Consider the following 19,137-nt stretch of genomic DNA (forward strand, 5'->3'; position numbering starts at 1 on the left):
TTGCCGGGACCGGACGTGACCGATCTCAACTGATCGCTGTCGGGGTACCGGTCAGGCATTTTTGTGGGCAGAGCCGACCAATCAAGATCACTTGTGCCCGGGTCCGGGGCACGTTGTCGGTGGCAGGTGCGAGGATGCTGCCAGCAGCCCGCCGGGACGCCTCCGGTGGCTGCTGGCCGACGTGTTCGTGTGGGGTGGGGGGAAGTCCGCGCCCGCGCCAACCCGCGCAGAAGGGACCGCTGACGCCGATGCAGATCCGGCTGACCGTCGTAGACCCGCTCGGCCCGGCCTCGCAGCGGGGCCGTGCCGTGAGCCGCGACGTGCTGGTCACGGCGCCCGCGGGCACGGAGCTGGCCGCGGTGGCGTCGGCACTGGCCGGGGCGGTCACCGGCGACGGCGGCACCGGCGGCCGGGAGGCCGGCGGCGCATCCGTGGTGCTGTACGCGGGCGCCGAGCGGCTCGACCCCCGGCGCAGCACCCTCGGCGAGCCGCCGCTGACGGACGGCGCGGTGCTCTCCCTCGGCGCGCCGGCGGCCCCCGAGCCACACCCCGAGCTGGACGAGGCCCCGACCCAGCTGCACGTGGTCGCCGGCCCGGACGCGGGCGGGGTGCATCTGCTGCACGGCGGCCGGATCACCGTCGGCCGCTCCGCCGACGCGGACGTCCCGCTGGACGACCCCGACGTGTCCCGCCTGCACTGCGCGGTCACCGTCGACGCGGACGGCCGCGTCTCGGTCGCCGACCTCGGCTCCACGAACGGCACGTCCCTGGACGGCGTGCGGGTCACGGAACGTCCGGTACGGGTGCCCGCCGGGGGTTTGCTGCGCATAGGCGAATCGGCCCTGCGGGTCGCCCCGGCCGGCGGCCCCGCCATGCGCGTCCCCACGGCACCGGACGGCGAGGGCTGCGTACGGGTCACCCCGGGCAACGGCTCCGCTGTCGCGCCGACGGCGGGTGTGGGGGGTGCGTCGGCAGGGGCTGCGGGCGAGGGTGGCCTCGGTGGGGGGCGGTCGTCGGGGGCGGGGGCCGCTGGCCAGGGGGGCGCGCAGTCGGCGTCCCGGGGTGGCTCTGATGGCGGCCAGTCGCCGTCGCGGCGTGCGGGTGGCTCCGGTGGCGGGCAGGCGCCGCCATCGACTGCGGGTGGTCCTCGTGGCGGGCAGTCGCCGTCGCGGGGTCAGGGCGGCGGGGAAGCGCCGCCGCGGGACGCCGGTAACTCTCGTGGCGGGCAGTCACCGTTGTCAGGTGTGGGCGGTGCCGGTGACAGGCAGTCGCCGTGGGCGGAGGCCGGTGGTCCTCGGGACGGGCAGCCGCCGTCGCGGGGGGCCGGGGGCCGTCGAGCCGACCAGTCGTCGCCCGGTGCCGGTGACCCTCGTGGCGGCCAGTGGCCGTCTCAGGGTTCCGGCAACCCTCGTAACGGCCAGTCGCAGGCGACCGGTGCCGGTGACCCTCGCGGCGGCCAGTGGTCGGCGCCTCCGGTGGAGGGCGCGGGAAACTCCGGGGCGCGGGTGGCCCCGTCGGCCGGTACCGGGCGCCGGCCCGGTGACCGACAGGCCGTAGACGAGCCGGGAGGCTCCGAGGCGTGGGGTTCTCCCCCGGACGGGCGCTCCCGTGGGGCGGGGGCCGCTTCCGTTGGTGTGCCCGCGCAGCACGGCTACGACCCCGATGGCGCCGCCGGCTGGGACGCGGGCGCGCAGGAGCACCGGCGGGGACCGTCACCGGTGGTCCCGGGGCAGGCCGGGGCGCCCCGTGCGGAGAGCCGGGGCGCCGCGGTCGGTGGGGACACCCACGCGGGCCGCTTCGGTGTCGCCGGTGCGGACCCGGAGGCGGGCGGACGCAAGGGGGCCGACGGCCCCCGGCGGCGCGGCCTGGGCGCCTGGGCGCGTCGGCTGGCCGGCGGACGCGGCGAGCAGCCGGCCGGCCCGGAGACGTACGACGGCACGGGCCCCGCCCACGTCGGCGAGACCCCGGCGGCCGGTGCCCCCGGGCAGCCGGAGACCTGGCCGGACCCGGCCGCCCTGCTGCTGACGGCGCTGGGTCCCGGCCCCCGGCTGTGGGAGCGCGGCCCGGGACACCCCGAGGCGCTGGCCGTGCGGCTCGGCACGGCCGACCGGAGCGCGCCGGACGGCTCGGGCCTGCTGCCCGCGGTGCCGGTGACCGCGGCGCTGCGCGAGGCGGGCGCGCTGGGCCTGGCCGGCCCGCGCCCCCGGCTGTCCGGGCTGGCCCGCGCGGTGCTGGCCCAGCTCGCCGCCCTGCACTCCCCCGACCTGCTCGAAATCGTGCTGATCAGCGCGGACCGCTCGCGGCCCGTGGAGGACCGTACGGCCGAGTGGGCCTGGCTCGGCTGGCTCCCGCACGTGCGGCCGGGCCACGGACAGGACTGCCGACTGCTGCTGGCCTACGACCGCGAGCAGGCGGCGGCCCGCACGGAGGAGCTGCTGCGCCGCCTGGACGACCACGCGGCGACGGGCCGTACCACGGCCCACCCCACCACCGCACGCGACGCACATCCCACGACGCCCGCCCCCCGGGCACCGGTCACCCGGCCCGGCACCCCCACGGCCCCGGCCGCCCACGACACGACCCCCGCACCCCGCCGCCCGTCCTGGGCCAAGGAAGGCACCGGTGCCGTGGGCTTCGGCGGGCCGTACACGATCGTCGTCGTGGACGGGGATCCGGGCGGCTCGGCGTTGCGGGACGCGCTCGCGCGGCTGGCCGTCGCCGGGCCGCGGGCCGGGATCCACGTGGTGTGCCTCGCCGAGACCGAGACCGCCACGCCGGCCTCCCCGGTGACCGTGACGTACGAGGCCGCGTGCGCGGTGACGCCGACGTTCCGGCACTGCGGTGCCGTGGCGCTGCTGAGCGGGGACGTCGCCGCCGCGCTGCAACTGCTGCGGGTCGCGCCGGGCGGGCCCGTCGGCACCGGCACGCTCGCCGCCGTCGACGCCGTCTCCGCCGCCTGGGCGGAGCGGTTCGCGCGGGCGCTGGCGCCGCTGCGCCCGGACGGCCCGCCCGGTGAACGGCACGCGCGCGTGGCGACGCCGTTGCCCCGGTCGGCGCGGCTGCTGGACGAGCTGGGCCTGGCCCGGGCCACCCCGGCCTCGCTGATGGCGCGCTGGGCGGACGCGGCCGACGACACCGGGTCGCTGGGCGGCCGGGCGCGGGCGGTGCTGGGCGCCGGGCCGCGCGGTCCGGTCACCGCGGACCTCGTGGCCGAGGGCCCGCACCTGCTGGTCGAGGGGCCGGCCGGCAGTGGCCGTACCGAGCTGCTGCGGACCGTCGTCGCCTCGCTGGCCGCCGCCGAGCGACCGGACCGGCTGGCCCTGGTGCTGCTCGACGGCCGGGACGGCGTCGGCACGGGCGCCGGCCGCGGTGAGGGCCTGCGGGTGTGCACCGACATACCCCATGTCACCACGCACCTGATCGCCAACGACCCCGTGCGGATGCGGGAGTTCGCGCAGTCGCTGACCGCCGAGCTGAAGCGCCGGGCGGAGCTGCTGGGCCGGACGGACTTCGCCGGGTGGCACGCCGGGCAGGAGGTGTCCGGCCGGATGGTGTCCCAGCGCACGCCCGCCGCAGGTCCCGTACCCGGCCCCGCCCAGGGCTCCGCGTCCGGTGACATCGAGTCCCCGCCCAGCTCGACCCTGCGGCTGCGGCCGGGCGCGGCGGCCCGGCAGCGGGCAGCGGCGGCGCCGCCGCTGCCCCGGCTGGTGGTGGTCGTCGACGACCTGGACGCGCTGGTCTCCCCCGCGCTCGGCTCGCCGGGCCGGCCCGCCGCCGGGTCGGTGGTACGCGCGCTGGAGGCGGTGGCCCGGGACGGCGAGCGGCTCGGGGTGCACCTGGTGACGGCGGCCGGGACCGGCGGTCGTACGGCGGAGTCCGAACCGGCGCGCCGGGCCGCCCTGCGGGTCACGCTGGACGCCCCGCAGCCGGGCCCGGAGCAGCCGGCGCCGGGCCGGGGCACGCTGGCGTACGCGGACGGGCGGGCCGTGGCCTTCCAAGGCGGCCGGGTGACGGGCCGTATCCCGCGTACCGCGACCCAGCGGCCCACGGTCGTCCCGCTGGACTGGCAGCACATGGGCGACCCGCCGGCCCGCCGGCCCGTGCGGGAGCTGGGCAACGGCCCGACCGACCTGGCGCTGCTGGCGAGCGCGGTGGAGCGGGCCGCCCGCGAGGTCGCGGCGGCGCAGGTGCCCTCCCTGCTCTGAACGGCCCCGTGCACACGCGCCCCTGGTCACGAGCCGGTCACGATGAGCCGGTGGACACGGCAGGCGCTCTTGCCCGCCCGGAGCGGCCCGCGTAGACCGGAGCGCACGGGACAGAGTTCTGACGTTCAACAGCGTTCAACGGAGAACGACGAACGGGGAAGTGATGCACAGCGAGAGCAGCACGTTCCGGACACACAGGGCCGTCACCACACTCGCCGGACTGCTCGCGGGAGCGCTCGCGCTCTCCGCCTGCTCCAGCGGTGACAACAACAAGAAGGACAACGGCGACCAGACCGGCGGAGCCACCACCTCCACCGTGACCCTGCCGAAGCTGAACGGCGCCCACCTGGAGGTGGCCGCCGTCTGGACCGGCGCCGAGCAGGCCAACTTCAAGAAGGTGCTCGCCGAGTTCGAGAAGCGGACCGGCGCCCGGGTCACCTTCGTACCCGCGCAGGACCCGATCATCAACTTCCTCGGTTCGAAGATCGCGGGCGGCCAGCCGCCGGACGTGGCGCTGCTGCCGCAGCCCGGCGCCATCAAGCAGGCCGTCGACAAGGGCTGGGCCAAGCCCCTCGGGGCCGAGGCGCGCAAGGAGTTGGCGAAGAACTACGCGCAGGGCTGGCAGGACATCGGCAAGGTCGGCGGCAAGCAGTACGGCGTCTACTACAAGGCCGCCAACAAGTCGCTGATCTGGTACAACGCCAAGGTCTTCGAGAACGCGGGCGCCAAGGAGCCCAGGACCTGGCAGGACCTGCTGACCGCCTCGCGCGCGGTGTACGACTCGGGTGTCACGCCGTTCTCGGTGGCCGGCGCGGACGGCTGGCCGCTGACCGACTGGTTCGAGAACGTGTACCTGTCCCAGGCGGGCCCGGAGAAGTACGACCAGCTGGCCCAGCACAGGATCAAGTGGACCGATCCGTCGGTGAAGCAGGCGCTGACCACCCTCGCCCAGATCTGGGGCCGGAAGGACTACCTGGCCGGCGGCCAGACCGGCGCGCTCCAGACGGAGTTCCCGCAGTCGGTCACCCAGACCTTCACCGGCGGCGACCAGCCGAAGTCCGCGATGGTGTACGAGGGCGACTTCGTGCAGGTCAACATCGGTGAGACGAAGGCGAAGGTGGGCACGGACGCGAAGGTGTTCCCGTTCCCCGCGGTCGGCTCGGCGGCGCCGGTGGTCTCCGGCGGTGACGCGGCGGTGATCCTGAAGGACTCCAAGGCCGCGCAGGCCCTGGCCACCTTCCTCGCCTCCCCGGACGCGGCCACGATCCAGGCGAAGCTCGGCGGCTACCTCTCCCCGAACAAGAGCGTGCCGGTGTCGGCGTACCCGAACGCGGTGCAGCAGAAGATCGCCAAGGCGCTGATCGCGTCCGGCGACGACTTCCGCTTCGACATGTCCGACCAGGCCCCGCAGGCCTTCGGCGGGACGCCCGGCAAGGGTGAGTGGAAGGACCTCCAGGACTTCCTGAAGAACCCGAAGGACGTCGCGGGCGCCCAGGCGAAGCTGGAGAAGGACGCGGCCGCGGCCTACGGGAACGGGGGCTGATCCGGCCATGGCGTCGGCAGCGGCGGCCGGGGCCCCACCGGGCCCCGCCGCGCCCCGCGTTCGCAAGAGCGTGACCGGCACCCGCAAGGCCGTGGCGGCGCTGTTCCTGCTGCCCGCGCTGGTGCTGCTCGGTGCGCTCGTGGTCTACCCGATCGGGTACTCGCTCGTCCGCAGCTTCTACAACGCCTCCGGCGACGGTTTCGCCGGCTTCGACAACTACAGGACGCTCTTCACCGACGACGGCATCCGCACCGCGCTGAAGAACAACGTCCTGTGGGTGGTGTTCGCGCCGACGGTCGCCACCGCGCTGGGCCTGGTCTTCGCGGTGCTGACCGAACGGGTGCGCTGGGGAACGGCGTTCAAGCTGGTCGTCTTCATGCCGATGGCGATCTCGATGCTGGCCGCCGGGATCATCTTCCGGCTGGTGTACGACCAGGACCCGGACAAGGGCGTCGCGAACGCGGTGTGGGTGGGCGTGCACGACACGTTCGCGCAGTCGTCGGCGTTCCCGAAGGCGCACCCGGGCCGTGACTCGCCCCTGCGGCCGGACCGGGGCGGCTTCGTCACCAGGGCGCCCGTCCACGCCGGGCAGCCGGTGAACCTGCCGCTGGTCGGCGTCGCCCCGGACCAGTTGCCGGACGGCGCGAAGAAGGCCGCCGCCGCGAAACCGGAACCGGGCAGGGTCACCGGCACCACCTGGCAGGACTTCACCCGCGGCAAGGGCGTCGGCAGGCTCGGCGCCCCGGACCGGTCCGAGGTGGGGTACGCCGGGATGCGGATCGAGGCGGTGAGGGACGGCAGGGTGGTCGCGTCCGCGAAGGCGTCCGGCGACGGCACCTTCACCCTGCCCGCGGCGGCCGACGGGGCGCTGCTGCGGCTGCCCGCGAGCAACTTCAGGGAGCCGTACAACGGGGTGGACTGGCTCGGCCCGGCCCTCGTGACACCGTCGATCATCGGATCGTACGTCTGGATGTGGGCGGGTTTCGCGATGGTGCTGATCGCGGCCGGGCTCGCGGGCGTGCCCCGGGAACTGCTGGAGGCGGCGCGGGTGGACGGCGCCACCGAGTGGCAGGTGTTCCGCAAGGTGACCGTGCCGCTGCTGGCGCCGGTGCTGGCGGTCGTGGTGGTCACCCTGATGATCAATGTGCTGAAGGTGTTCGACCTGGTGTTCATCATCGCGCCGGGCTCCTCCCAGGACGACGCGAACGTGCTGGCGCTGGAGCTGTACCGCAAGGGCTTCGCGGAGGGCCAGCCGGGCGTCGCGAGCGCGATCTCGGTGTTCCTGCTGCTGCTGGTGATCCCGGTGATGCTGTTCAACGTGCGTCGGCTGCGGCGGGAGGTACGGCGATGACGGCGACCGCCGGAAGCATCGGCGAGGCGGAACCGGTCCGGGCGGTGCGGGCGAGGCAGTCGGTCGGCTCCCGGATCACGGAGAAGCTGAGCGGCGGGCTGGTCCGCGTGGTCCTGATCCTGGTCGGCCTGTTCTGGCTGGTGCCGACCATCGGCCTGCTCGTCTCGTCCCTGCGCACTCCGCAGGACATGAGCGCGAGCGGCTGGTGGACGGTGTTCACCAAGCCGTCCCAGCTGACCGTGGACAGCTACCAGCGGCTGCTGGAGAACCCCGACATCACCCACTCCCTGGTGAACACGGTGCTGATCACGGTCCCGGCGACCGTGCTGGTCGTGGTGATCGGGTCGCTGGCCGGGTACGCGTTCGCGTGGATGGAGTTCCCGGGCCGGGACTGGTGGTTCCTGGGCGTGGTGAGCCTGCTGGTGGTCCCCGTGCAGGTGGCGCTGATCCCGATCGCCGAACTGTTCGGCAGGCTCGGCCTGTTCGGGACGATCTTCGGGGTGATCCTGTTCCACACCGGCTTCGGTCTGCCGTTCGCGGTGTTCCTGCTGCGGAACTTCTTCGCGGAGATCCCGCGTGAGCTGCTGGAGGCGGCCCGTCTCGACGGCGCCGGTGAACTGCGGCTGTTCGCCCGGGTGGTGATGCCGCTCGGCGGGCCGGCGATCGCGAGCCTCGGCATCTTCCAGTTCCTGTGGGTGTGGAACGACATGCTGGTGGCGCTGGTGTTCACCAAGTCGGGCACCCAGCCGATCACGGTCGCGCTGCAGACGCAGGTACGGCAGTTCGGCAACAACATCGACGTGCTGGCGCCCGGTGCGTTCATCTCCATGGTGATCCCGCTGGCCGTGTTCTTCGCGTTCCAGCGGCAGTTCGTGTCCGGTGTGATGGCGGGCGCGGTCAAGTAGCCACGGACCAGGGCGTTTTCCGGGGGGCGGGTCGCCGACGGCCCGCCCCCCGGCGTCGACCGGGGGTCCCCCGAATGCCGTACGAGCCGTAACCGATTCACTCCATCGGTCGTTCCCGGGCAGAACGCCCGCGCCGACCGACCCATGGATGTCCCTTGCCCAGGTTCAGTGTGATTGTCCCCGCGTACAAGGTCCAGGCGTATCTCCCCGGGTGTCTGGACTCGGTGCTCTCGCAGTCGTATCCCGATCTGGAACTGATCGCCGTGGACGACTGCTCGCCGGACGCCTGCGGCGCGATCATCGAGGAGTACGCGGCCCGGGACGCGCGGGTGAAGCCGGTCCGCCTGACCGAGAACCAGGGGCTGGGCGGGGCCCGGAACGCGGGGCTGGCCGAGGCGAGCGGTGACTACCTGCTCTTCCTGGACAGCGACGACACGCTCACCCCGGGCGCGCTGCGGGCGGTCGCCGACCGGCTCGAGGAGACCGGCGACCCGGACGTGCTGGTCTTCGACTACGCGCGCACCTACTGGGACGGCCGCGAGGTGCGCAACCAGCTCGCCGGCGAGCTCACCGAGCAGGGCCCGGCGCCGTTCCGGCTGGAGGACCGGCCGGGACTGCTCCGGGTGCTGATGGTGGCCTGGAACAAGGCCTGCCGGCGGGACTTCGTGGAGCGGCACGGCTTCCGGTTCCCGCCGGGCTACTACGAGGACACGCCCTGGACCTTCCCGGTGCTGCTGACCGCGCAGTCGCTGGCCACCCTGGACCGGGTGTGCGTGCACTACCGCCAGCGCCGGCAGGGCAGCATCCTCGGCACCACGAGCGACCGGCACTTCGACCTGTTCGAGCAGTACGACCGGGTGTTCGCGTACGTCGAGGAGCGGCCCGAACTCTCCCGCTGGCGGCCCGAGTTGTTCCGGCGGATGATCGACCACTACGTGACGGTGTTCACCAGGCCGGGCCGGCTGCCGCGCGGCAGCCACGGCGCGTTCCTGCGCCGGGCCCGCGCCCACTACCGCCGCTACCGGGTACCGGGGGCGCGCCCGGGGCCCCGGCACACCCTGGTCCGTTTCGGGCTGCACCGCACGTTCCGGGCGCTCCGGCTGGCCGCGGCCGCCCGCCGGCGGGTGCGGAGGTCCGCGGCCGGGCTGGCCGGCGCCGTGCGCGCCGGCGTGCTCCGGCTGCACTACCGGGTCCAGCTGCGGCTGCCGCTGCGCCCCGACCGGGCGGTGTTCGCCTCCCGGGAGGGCCGCGGGGACCCGGCCGCGCTGGAGGAGGCGTTCCGCACGCACGCCCCGGGGCTCGCCACGGCGTGGGTCGTCCGTCCCGGGCAGGAGCACGCCGTACCGGAGGGGCCGCGGCGGCTGCGACCCGGTACGGCCGCCTACTGGACGGCGCTGGCCCGCTCCCGCTACCTGGTCAGCGACGCCGGGTTCGAGGGGCGGCCGCGCAAGCGGCCCGGGCAGGTCTTCGTCCAGACCCAGCAGGGCACCCCGCTCGGGCACGCGGGCCTCGACCTGCTGGAGCGCCCGGCGGCGGCCCGGGACCTGGACCCCGCGGAGCTGCTGCGGAACGTGGACCAGTGGGACTACGTCCTGTCCGGCAACCGGCACGCCACCCTGACCTGGGAGCGCGTCCACCCGGGCGGCTACACCACGCTGGAGTACGGGCTGCCCCGCAACGACGTCCTGCAGCGGGCGACCCCGGCGGACGTGGCCCGGCTGCGCGCCTCGCTGGGCGTCCCGGAGGGCGCGGTCGCGATCCTGTACGCGCCCGCCCACCGCGACCACCTGCGCACCCAGCGGCCACTGCTGGACCTGGAGCGGATCGTGCGCCGGCTGGGCCCGCGCTTCGTGGTCCTGGCCCGCACCCCGGTCCCCGTGCGGGGCACCCGGATCATTGACGTCCACGCCCACCCGGACCCGGCGGAGCTGTGCCTGGCCTCCGACGCGCTGCTCACCGACCACGCGCCGGTCGTGTTCGACTACGCCGGCCTGGACCGGCCGATCGTGGTGCACACCGGGGACTGGGCGGCGTACGAGGCGGTCCGCGGTGTCTACGTCGACCTGCGGGCCGTTCCGCCGGGCGCGGTGGCGCGCAGCGAGGACGAGCTGGTCGACATCTTCACCACCGGCCACTGGTGCGGCTCGCGCTCGGCGCAGCTGCGGGCGGCGTTCCGGGAGCGGTTCTGCCCGTGGGACGACGGGCGGGCCGCCGAACGGGTCGTACGCCGGGTGGTGCGGGGCGAGACGGAGCTACCGCCGGTGGTGCCGCTCGCGGACCGGAGGCCGGCGCCGGCGGCCTGTGCGCGCTCGCCCCTGGTCACCGTGCCGCAACCTTCCGGTCCCCTTCCCGTCACCGGGAGCCACTGAACGCCGTTGGTCCCTCCGGGAGTTCCCATGCCCCTCGGCTCGACGCGGCCCACCCCGAGCCGGCCGTCCACCTGGCGTCCGGCGGGTCGGCCCGGCCGCGTCCGCAAGACGACAGAAAGAGCAGAATGCCCCGCTTCAGCATCATCGTCCCGTCCCACGGGGTCGCCGGCCGGCTGTCCCAGGCGCTGGACTCGGTCCTCGGCCAGTCCTTCGGCGACCTCCAGCTGATCCCGGTCTGCGACGCCCCCGACGCCCCGGCCGCCGAGGTCGCTGCCGGGTACGCCGGGCGGGACTCCCGGGTGACCCCCGTCCACTCGCCGCCGTCCGCCGGGCTGAGCGGGGCGCGCAACACCGGGATGCGGGCGGCGACCGGCACCTATCTGCTGTTCCTGGACGGTGACGACCTGCTGCTGCCGGGCGCGCTGGCCGCGGCGGACGCCCGGCTCACCGAGACCGCCGGGGTGGACGTGCTGTACACCGGGCACGAGCGGGTCCCCTGGTGGGAGGGCGAGCCGGCGAACCCGGCGGCGCCGCTGCTCGCGGGGGCCCCGAAGGGCGCCTTCGCCCCCGCCGACCGGCCCGCCCTGACCGGGGTGCTGCTGCCGGCGTGGAGCGCGGTGTACCGCCGCGCGTTCCTCACCGAGCGGGAACTCGTCTTTCCCGAGGGCCACTTCACCGATCTCGGCTGGGGCGGTCTGGTGACCGTGGCCGCCGGGCGGCTGGCGGTGCTGCCCGAGGTCGTCGTACGGCACCGGCTGCGCCGGCAGGGCAGCCGGCTGAACCTGCCCGGACCGCACCAGCACACCGTGCTGGACCAGGTGGAGCAGGTGCTGCGGCGGGCGGCCGACAGCGGACTGCCGGCCGAGCGGACCGGGCCCCTGTTCGACCAGCTGTTCTCCGTGGTGCTGAAGACGGCGTCCCGGCCGGAGCGGCTGCCGTCCGGGCACCGGGCGTTCTTCCGGCGCGCGGCCCGGCTCTACCGGAGCCACCGGCCGGCCGGGCACCGGATGCCGGGCGGCAGCGTGGGGGTGCAGCACCGGCTGCTGGCGGCGGGCGCGTACACCGCGTTCCGTGCGCTGCGCGGCGCCAACCGGGCGGCCGAGGGTGCCGTCGGCAGGCTGCCGCGCCCGCGCCCGCTGCGCACCCGGCTGCGCTACCTGCGCGACCTGCGCCGCCCGCTCGACACCGGCCTCGCCGTGTACTGCGCCTACTGGGGCCGCGGTTACGCCTGCAACCCGGCCGCGATCCACGCCAAGGCCCGCGAACTCGCCCCGCACCTGCGCTCGGTGTTCCTGGTCGAGGCCGGCCAGGAACACGCCGTACCGGAGGACGTGGAGTACGCGGTGATCGGCTCCCGGCGCTACTGGGAGGTGCTGGCCCGCGCGAAGTACCTGGTCAACAACGCGAACTTCGCCGAGGGCGTGGTGAAACGGCCGGGCAGTGTGCACCTGCAGACCCAGCACGGCACCCCGCTGAAGACGATGGGCCTGGACCAGGCGACGTACCCGGTGGTGGCCGCGCAGTCCGGCAGCTTCACCAAGCTGCTGGGCCGGGTGGACCGCTGGGACTTCAACCTGTCGTCCAACCGCCACTCCACCCAGATGTGGGAGCGCGCCTTCCCCGGCTCCTACGAACATCTGGAGTACGGCTATCCGCGCAACGACGTCTACTACACGGCGACCGCCCGTGACGTGGCCCGGATCCGGCACGAACTGGGCGTCCCGGAGGGCAGCACGGCCGTGCTGTACGCGCCGACCCACCGCGACCACCACACCGGTTTCGAGCCCGGCCTGGACCTGGAGGCGTTCTGCGCGGCGGCCGGCGAGGACGTCGTCGTCCTGCTGCGCGCCCACTACTTCTACGACCGGGGCCGCCCCCGGAACTCGGGCCGGATCATCGACGTCACCGGGCACCGCTGCGCCGAGGACGTGTGCCTGGCAGCGGACGCGCTGGTCACCGACTACTCGTCCATCATGTTCGACTACGCCAACCTGGACCGGCCGATCGTCGTGTACGCCGACGACTGGGAGGTGTACCGGGAGACGCGCGGCGTCTACTTCGACCTGATGGCCGAGCCGCCCGGACCGGTCGCCCGGACCCCTGAGGAACTGGCCGCCGTCTTCCGCGACGGCTCGTACGCCGGCCCGGAGGCCCGGGCGCTCAGGGCCGCGTTCCGGGAGCGGTTCTGCCAGTTCGACGACGGTCGGGCCGCCGAGCGGGTGGTCCGGCGGGTGCTGCTCGGCGAGCCGCCCGAGGCGGTCCCGCCGGTGATCCCGCTCGCGGAACGCGTTCCCGCCCCCGCCGCCGCGACCCTCGTGAGGAGCTGACCCCGCCGTGCCCCGCTTCAGTCTGATCGTGCCCTGTTACAAGGTGCAGGGCTTCCTGCGCGAGTGCCTGGACTCGGTGCTCGGGCAGTCCTTCGGCGACTTCGAGCTGATCGCCGTGGACGACCGCTCCCCGGACGGCTGCGGCGCGATCCTGGACGAGTACGCCGAGCGCGACCCGCGGGTGAAGGTGCTGCACCTGCCGGAGAACGTGGGCCTGGGCCGGGCCCGCAACGCGGGTCTGCCGCACGCCACCGGCGACTACCTGTTCTTCCTGGACAGCGACGACAGCCTCACCCCGGGCGCGCTGCGGGCCGTCGCCGACCGGCTCGCCGAGGCCGGCGACCCGGACGTGCTCGTCTTCGACTACGCGCGCGCCTACTGGTGGGGCGGCACCCGGCGCAACGTCCTCGCGCACCTCCTGGCCGAGGCCCCCGACACGTTCACCGCCGAGGAGTACCCGCGGATCCTGGACCTGCTGATGGTGGTCTGGAACAAGGTGTACCGGCGGGAGTTCGTCACGGAGAACGGCTTCGAGTTCCCGCCGGGTTACTACGAGGACACGCCCTGGACGTTCCCGGTCATGCTGAGCGCCCGCCGGATCGCCGCCCTGGACCGGATCTGCCTGAACTACCGGCAGCGCCGGCAGGGCAACATCCTGTCCACCACCAGCCGCAAGCACTTCGACGTCCACGACCAGTACGAGCGGGTCTTCGCGTTCGTGGCCGGGCGGCCGGAGCTGGCGCGGTGGCGGCCGTACCTGCACCGCAAGATGGGCGAGCACTGCCTGGACATCCTCGCCAAGCCGGACCGGCTGCCGCCCGCCGACAAGGCCGAGTTCTTCCGGCTTACCGCTCGGATGTTCCGCCGGCACCGGCCGGCCGGCGCCCTGGTGGACGGCGAGGTGGCCGTGCTGGAGGGGTCCTGGACCGGATACCGGCTGCGGCGGCAGGCGGAGCGGGCCGGGCGGGAGGCGGCCCGGCGTGCGGAGCGGGCGCGCCACGCGGCCGCCGGCCGGGCCCGCGCCGGCTGGGCGGCCGTGCACGCGCACCGGTCGCCGGACGAGCACCTGGTGGTCTACTCGGCGTCCTCGCACCGGGGCCTGCTGGGCGATCCGGCGGCCGTGTACGCGGCGGCCCGCGAGATCGCGCCGCAGCTGCGCGGGGTGTGGGTGGTGCGGGACGAGGAGACGGCCGCGCTGCTGCCGCCCGACGTGGAGCACGTGATCGTCGGCTCGCGACGGTACCTGGAGGTGACCGCGCGGGCGAAGTTCTTCGTCAACGACGTCAACTGGCCCGGCTCCCTGGTCAAACGCCCCGGCAGCGTGCACGTCCACACCCACCAGGGCACCCCGCTGAAGTACGTGGGCGCCGACCTGCTCGACAAGCCGGGGGCCCGGCTCGGCTTCGACGTGCCGCAGATGCTGCGCCGGGCCGACCGCTGGGACTACAGCCTGGTCGCCAACCGCCACTCCGAGCTGGTGTGGGAGCGGGCCTACCCCTGCCACTTCACCTCGGTGCGCACCGGAAGCCCGCGCAACGACGTGCTGGTGAACGGCGGGCCCGGTGACTTCCGGGAGCGGTACGGCATCCCGGCGGACCACACGGTCGTGCTGTACGCGCCGACCCGCCGGGACTACCGCCGGGGCGGGCACGTGGACCGGATCGACCTGGCCCGGTTCGCGGCCGACCTCGGCGAGGGCCACACGGTGGTGGTCCGTCTGCACCCGTCGCTGGCGACCGGCCCGGCGCGGGGCATGGGCCTGGCGGAGCTGGCCCGGCGCCGGATCGTGGTCGACGCGACCGACGAACCGGTGACGGCGGACGTGCTGCTCGCCGCTGACGTGCTGGTCACGGACTACTCGTCCGTCCTGTTCGACTACGCCGTGCTCGACCGGCCGATCGTGGTGCACGCCGACGACTGGCCCGCGTTCCGGGCGAGCCGGGGCGCCTATCTGGACATCACCGCCGAGCCGCCGGGCCATGTCTCCACCTCCTACCGCGAGCTGGCCGGGCTGTTCGCCTCGGGCGCCTGGCGGGACGCGGAGTCGGCGCGGCTGCGCGCGGACTTCCGGGCCCGGTTCTGCGAGTACGACGACGGGCGGGCCGCCGAACGGGTGGTGCGGACGCTGCTGCTGGGCGAGCCGGCGCCCGGGTCGCAGCCGGTGCGGATCCCGGGCCAGGTCGCGGCCACGGACGCGCTGACCTCGGCCTGAGCCGTGCGCCAGAGGGCCGGCCCCGACCGGGACCGGCCCTCCTCGGACTCACTCGACTACTCGACGACCAGGTCCACGTCGACGTTGCCGCGGGTGGCGTTGGAGTACGGGCAGACCTGGTGGGCGGCCTCGACCAGCTTGCGGCCGGTCTCCTCGTCCAGGGTGTCGGGCAGCTCGACGCGCAGGGTGACCTTCAGCCCGAAGCCCTCGCCCTGCTTGCCTATGCCGACCTCGGCGGTCACGGCGGCGTCGCTGACGTCGACCTTGGCCTGGCGGCCGACGAGACCGAGGGCGCTGCCGAAGCAGGCGGCGTACCCGGCGGCGAAGAGCTGCTCCGGGTTGCTGCCCTGACCGTCGCCACCCAGCTCCACCGGCATGGCCAGGGCCAGGTCGATCCTGCCGTCGGAGGAGACGGCACGGCCCTCACGGCCGTGGGTGGCGGTGGCGACAGCGGTGTAGAGCGCGTCCATGAAGACCATCCCTCTGGGGTGTGGCGGTTCGTTACCGCAGGAGTGTTGCACACAATTAAATTGCACACAACTAAATGGCTCGCGAGGGCTATCCTGGAGCCATGAACGACATGGACTGGCTGCGCCTGGACCGGCAGATCTGCTTCTCCCTGCACGCCGCGTCCCGTGCCTTCAACGGCGTCTACCGCGTGGTCCTGAAGGACCTCGGGCTCACCTACCCGCAGTACCTGGTGCTGCTGGTGCTGTGGGAACAGGGCGGGCTGCCGGTCAAGAAGCTCGGCGAACAGCTGCGGCTCGACTCGGGCACGCTGTCCCCACTGGTCAAGCGGCTCGAGGCGGCCGGCCTCGTGCGGCGCGAGCGCAGCGCCGAGGACGAGCGCTCGGTCCTGGTCCAGCTCACCGAGGAGGGCACGGCGCTGCGCGAGCGCGCCCTGGAGGTGCCCCGCCGGATCATGTCGGCGACCGGCTTCGACCTGGCCGAGATCGTGGACCTGCGCGCCCGGCTGGACCAGCTCACCACCGCTCTGGACGCGGCGGCGGGGGCGGAGGCGCGGGCAGTGCGCTGAGCGGGCGGACGTAGAGCCGTACGGTCGCCGCGCCCCGCACGGCTTCCCGGCGGGCCACGAACTGCTGCCCGAGCACGGTCGCCTTCGCCCGCTCGACGGGGTTGCGCGGCGCCGTCCGGCCGGCGAGCAGCCTCCCGTCCGCGACCACCCACACCCGGTCCAGCCGCGCCAGCCGCCGGCGCACCTCCGCCGGCCCGGCCTCCCGCCCGTACAGCGTCCCGGACCCGGCGGCCCCGGCCACCAGCGCCACGTCCCGCGTCCCGCGGAAGGCCCCCGGATATGTGAGCGCCACGTTCCGCATCGACCCGGGGAGGAACAGCACGGGGTCCCCGGGCGACACGTTCCGCGCGGCCAGCCGGGAGACAGCGGCGAGATCATCGGGCCGGTGCCCGGGATCACGGTCCCTCTCCAGCAGGGGCAACTGGCGGAGGAGGACGAGGACGAGGGCGAGGACACCGGCGAGAGCGGCGCAGGGCAGCCGCGGCAGAGGGAGACTCCGCGACGGGCCGTCGCCGTACGGGCCACCCTCGCCGCGCGGCCGGGCGTCGCCGTGTGAGCTGTCGCCGTAGAGTCGGCCGTCGCGCGGGCGGTCGGCGGACGGGTGGTCGGCGGACGGGTGGCCGTCGTACGAGCCGTCCCTGCGCGGGCGGCCACCGCACTGGCCGTCGCCGCACGGATGCGCGTCGCGCAGGCCGTCGCCGGGTGGGGCGGAACGGCTGGGCGGGCGGCGGGCGCCGGTGCTCAAGCGCGCGACGGCCGCCGCCCCCCTCTCCGCCCCGCACGCCACCAGCAGGGGCGCGCCCGACAGGGCGTACAGCACGTACCGGTCGACGTACAGCGGTGACCACTGTGACGCCAGCATCAGGACCGCCGGCGGGACCGCCGCCAGGGGCAGCGCCACCCCCGCGCAGGTCAGTTCGCCCCGTCGTCCCACCACGCCGGCCAGCCCCAGCGCGCCCAGCGCGAGGCAGGCCCAGAACACCTCGTCCGTCGGTCCCAGGAACAGCCGCAGCAACCTTTCCGCCGCCTCCGCCGTAGGCGTCCGCAGCCACGCCACCTGCGCCGCCTGCCCCCGCGACACCACCACCATCGGCAGCAGCGCGAGCACGACCGCCGCCGCCGTACGCCCCCACCCCCGCCACACCCGCCGCCCGGCCCGGGCCAGCGCCAGCGACACCGCGTGGGCAAGGAGCAGCAGCACCGCGAACTCGTGCAGCCAGCAGGTGAGCCCGAGGACGGCGCCGTAGGGCCACCAGGTGCCGCCCCGCACGGCCCGGACGAACAGCAGCGTCGCGCCGGTGGCACCGGCCGCGACGAGCGCGTAGGAGCGGCCTTCCTGGGCGTAGTGGCCGGCCATCGGCGTGACGGCGTACAGCAGTCCGGCCCACAGCCCGACCCGCGGCCGGACCAGCCGCGCGCCGAGGGCGGCCACCAGACCCGCCGTGCCGGCCGCCGCGCACAGCGAGGGCAGCCGCAGGGCGACCTCGCCGGGGTGGACGGCGAGGACGGCGTGCAGCAGGAGGTAGTACAGGCCGTGCACCGCGTCCACGTCGTGCAGCAGCCGCCAGATCTGCGGCACGGTACGGCGCCCGACCTGGTAGCTGACCGCCTCGTCACGCCACATGCCGCCCCGGTCGAGCCCCCAGCGGCCGAGCGCGAGCATCACCAGCGCGGGCAGGCCCACGACGGCGGCGGTCCGGTGCGCCCGCGTCCGGGACGCCGGTGCCCGGTACGGTGGACGGCTGGTCGCACCGGCCGGCGTGCCCGTGGTCACGGCCGCCCGACGCGACCGGGGTTTCGCAGGAAGCCCGACGTTCACCATGGCCCGATCTCTTACGATTAGCCAATATTTGCGGTTCCTGACGGTGTATCAGCGGAGATGCACCGTACGCACCGCTTAGGCTCCCATGTGATGAACCGTCTCCGCGTCACCCCCGGCCCGGTCCTCACCCTCACCGCCGTCTGGCTCGCCACCCGTGCCCTGATGCTGTGGCTGCTCACCGTGAGCGGCGCCCGGCTGCTGGGCGGCGGTTCGGTGACCCGCGAGGTGTGGCGGCTGTACTCCCACTGGTACGACGTCCTCGCGCACGGCTCCTTCCCGGCGCACGACACCCTGTGGCAGTACCCGCCGGGCGCCGGCGCGGTGCTGCTGGCGCCGGGCCTGCTGCCGGGCCTGACGTACTTCGAGGCGTTCGTGGCGGTCACGCTGGCGGTGGACGCGCTGACCCTGGGGGCGCTGCTGCGCGCCGGTACCCGGCCCGGGCGCAGCCTGCTCGGCGCGGCCCTGTGGACCGGCGGCCTGCCGCTGCTGCTGCACCTGCCACTGGCCCGGTACGACGTCCAGGTCACCGCCCTCGCCGTGCTCTCCCTGCTGGCCTCGGCGCGCTCCCCGCGCGCGGGCGGTGTGTTCGGGGCGCTGGGCGCGCTGGTGAAGGTGTGGCCGGCGCTGGTGCTGCTGGGCACGCCCCGGGGCCGGCCGACGCGCACGGCGTGGACGTGGGCGGGGTGGTCCGCTCTCGCGTGCCTCGCGGTGTTCGCGGCCCGCTTCACCCACCCGCTGTCGTTCCTGCGGGAGCAGGGCGGCCGGGGCGTGCAGATCGAGTCGCTCGGCGGTACGGCGCTCAACCTGGCCCGGCATGCCGGCTGGCCGGGCCGGGCCCGCTACCGGTACGGGGCGATCGAGATGGTCGGCCCGTCCGTGCAGGCCGTCGCCACCGCCTCCCTCGCGCTGACGGCGGTCTCCTTCGCGCTGCTGGTGCTGTGGCGGGTGCGGGCGCGGCACTGGAGCGAGGCCACGCCGTTCGACGCGGCGCTGAGCGCGGTGCTGCTGTTCACGGTCACCAGCCGGGTGATCAGCCCGCAGTACATGATCTGGCTGATCGGGCTGGCCGCCGTGTGCCTGACCTCGCGGTGCACCAGTCAGCGGCCGGTGGCGGTGCTGGTCCTCGTGGCGTCCACGCTCAGTACCGTGGCGTACCCGATGTGCTACGGCGAGGTGGTCGCCGGCAGCTGGGCGGGGTGCCTGCTGATGCTGGCCCGCAACGGGGTGCTGGCGGCCGCCGCCGTGCTGTCCTTCGTGCGGCTGTGGCGGGCCGCGCGGCCGCCGGTCGGAAAGTCCGTGCCGCCGACGCAACCCCCACGCGGTTCCGACCGTCTTCCGAAGCGAGCACTAAGCCTCTCCTAACCGGG

General features: G+C 74.7%; 11 protein-coding genes. 9 read left to right on the forward strand and 2 right to left on the reverse strand.

The window, feature by feature from the left end:
• The first annotated feature begins 248 nt into the window (after positions 1-248).
• The 7 genes from ACZ3ZD_RS15770 (at position 249) to ACZ3ZD_RS15800 (ending at position 14,912) form a co-directional block, all read left to right on the forward strand.
• A complete protein-coding gene (locus ACZ3ZD_RS15770; protein ID WP_467397097.1) occupies positions 249-4,205 on the forward strand; it encodes an FtsK/SpoIIIE domain-containing protein in 3,957 nt (1,318 codons plus the stop codon).
• A 163-nt stretch (positions 4,206-4,368) separates the two neighbouring features.
• A complete protein-coding gene (locus ACZ3ZD_RS15775) occupies positions 4,369-5,748 on the forward strand; it encodes an ABC transporter substrate-binding protein (protein ID WP_467397099.1) in 1,380 nt (459 codons plus the stop codon).
• Between the two features lie 7 nt (positions 5,749-5,755).
• Positions 5,756-7,099, forward strand: a complete 1,344-nt coding sequence (locus ACZ3ZD_RS15780; RefSeq protein ID WP_467397102.1) for a carbohydrate ABC transporter permease — start codon at positions 5,756-5,758, stop codon at positions 7,097-7,099.
• Positions 7,096-8,004, forward strand: a complete 909-nt coding sequence (locus ACZ3ZD_RS15785; protein WP_467397104.1) for a carbohydrate ABC transporter permease — start codon at positions 7,096-7,098, stop codon at positions 8,002-8,004. The genes ACZ3ZD_RS15780 and ACZ3ZD_RS15785 overlap by 4 nt, the downstream gene beginning before the upstream one ends.
• A 155-nt stretch (positions 8,005-8,159) precedes the next feature.
• Positions 8,160-10,373 (forward strand): bifunctional glycosyltransferase/CDP-glycerol:glycerophosphate glycerophosphotransferase, encoded by a 2,214-nt coding sequence (locus tag ACZ3ZD_RS15790; protein ID WP_467397106.1) that lies wholly within the window; start codon positions 8,160-8,162, stop codon positions 10,371-10,373.
• 125 nt (positions 10,374-10,498) lie between these two features.
• Complete coding sequence (locus ACZ3ZD_RS15795) at positions 10,499-12,700, forward strand: bifunctional glycosyltransferase/CDP-glycerol:glycerophosphate glycerophosphotransferase (protein ID WP_467397109.1); 2,202 nt, start codon at positions 10,499-10,501, stop codon at positions 12,698-12,700.
• Between the two features lie 7 nt (positions 12,701-12,707).
• A complete protein-coding gene (locus ACZ3ZD_RS15800) occupies positions 12,708-14,912 on the forward strand; it encodes a bifunctional glycosyltransferase/CDP-glycerol:glycerophosphate glycerophosphotransferase (protein ID WP_467397111.1) in 2,205 nt (734 codons plus the stop codon).
• A 56-nt stretch (positions 14,913-14,968) separates the two neighbouring features.
• Here the strand turns inward: ACZ3ZD_RS15800 and ACZ3ZD_RS15805 are convergent, their stop codons facing one another.
• Positions 14,969-15,382 carry an organic hydroperoxide resistance protein gene (locus tag ACZ3ZD_RS15805; RefSeq protein ID WP_467397113.1) on the reverse strand — a complete coding sequence of 138 codons (414 nt, stop codon included), beginning with the start codon at positions 15,380-15,382 and terminating at the stop codon, positions 14,969-14,971.
• Positions 15,383-15,456: 74 nt separating this feature from the next.
• On the opposite strand from ACZ3ZD_RS15805, the gene ACZ3ZD_RS15810 reads away from it, so the two are divergent.
• Positions 15,457-15,948 (forward strand): MarR family winged helix-turn-helix transcriptional regulator, encoded by a 492-nt coding sequence (locus ACZ3ZD_RS15810; RefSeq protein ID WP_467397116.1) that lies wholly within the window; start codon positions 15,457-15,459, stop codon positions 15,946-15,948.
• Here the strand turns inward: ACZ3ZD_RS15810 and ACZ3ZD_RS15815 are convergent.
• On the reverse strand, positions 15,896-17,611 hold the full coding sequence (locus ACZ3ZD_RS15815) for a glycosyltransferase family 39 protein (protein WP_467397212.1): 1,716 nt from the start codon (positions 17,609-17,611) through the stop codon (positions 15,896-15,898). The two genes, ACZ3ZD_RS15810 and ACZ3ZD_RS15815, sit on opposite strands and share 53 nt — an antisense overlap.
• 249 nt (positions 17,612-17,860) lie before the next feature.
• Here ACZ3ZD_RS15815 and ACZ3ZD_RS15820 point away from each other — a divergent pair, with 249 nt between their 5' ends.
• A complete protein-coding gene (locus ACZ3ZD_RS15820; protein ID WP_467397118.1) occupies positions 17,861-19,132 on the forward strand; it encodes a glycosyltransferase 87 family protein in 1,272 nt (423 codons plus the stop codon).
• The last annotated feature ends 5 nt before the right edge of the window (positions 19,133-19,137 follow it).

It is taken from the genome of Streptomyces sp. NPDC023481 (genome assembly GCF_055560195.1).

Excerpts from the sequence above, each read along its gene's own strand:
- ACZ3ZD_RS15770 (WP_467397097.1), top strand. The coding sequence starts at position 249 with ATGCAGATCCGGCTGACCGTCGTAGACCCGCTCGGCCCGGCCTCGCAG.
- ACZ3ZD_RS15775 (WP_467397099.1), top strand. The coding sequence starts at position 4,369 with ATGCACAGCGAGAGCAGCACGTTCCGGACACACAGGGCCGTCACCACA.
- ACZ3ZD_RS15780 (WP_467397102.1), top strand. The coding sequence starts at position 5,756 with ATGGCGTCGGCAGCGGCGGCCGGGGCCCCACCGGGCCCCGCCGCGCCC.
- ACZ3ZD_RS15785 (WP_467397104.1), top strand. The coding sequence starts at position 7,096 with ATGACGGCGACCGCCGGAAGCATCGGCGAGGCGGAACCGGTCCGGGCG.
- ACZ3ZD_RS15795 (WP_467397109.1), top strand. The coding sequence starts at position 10,499 with ATGCCCCGCTTCAGCATCATCGTCCCGTCCCACGGGGTCGCCGGCCGG.
- ACZ3ZD_RS15805 (WP_467397113.1), bottom strand. The coding sequence starts at position 15,382 with ATGGACGCGCTCTACACCGCTGTCGCCACCGCCACCCACGGCCGTGAG.
- ACZ3ZD_RS15810 (WP_467397116.1), top strand. The coding sequence starts at position 15,457 with ATGGCTCGCGAGGGCTATCCTGGAGCCATGAACGACATGGACTGGCTG.
- ACZ3ZD_RS15815 (WP_467397212.1), bottom strand. The coding sequence starts at position 17,611 with ATGCTCGCGCTCGGCCGCTGGGGGCTCGACCGGGGCGGCATGTGGCGT.
- ACZ3ZD_RS15820 (WP_467397118.1), top strand. The coding sequence starts at position 17,861 with ATGAACCGTCTCCGCGTCACCCCCGGCCCGGTCCTCACCCTCACCGCC.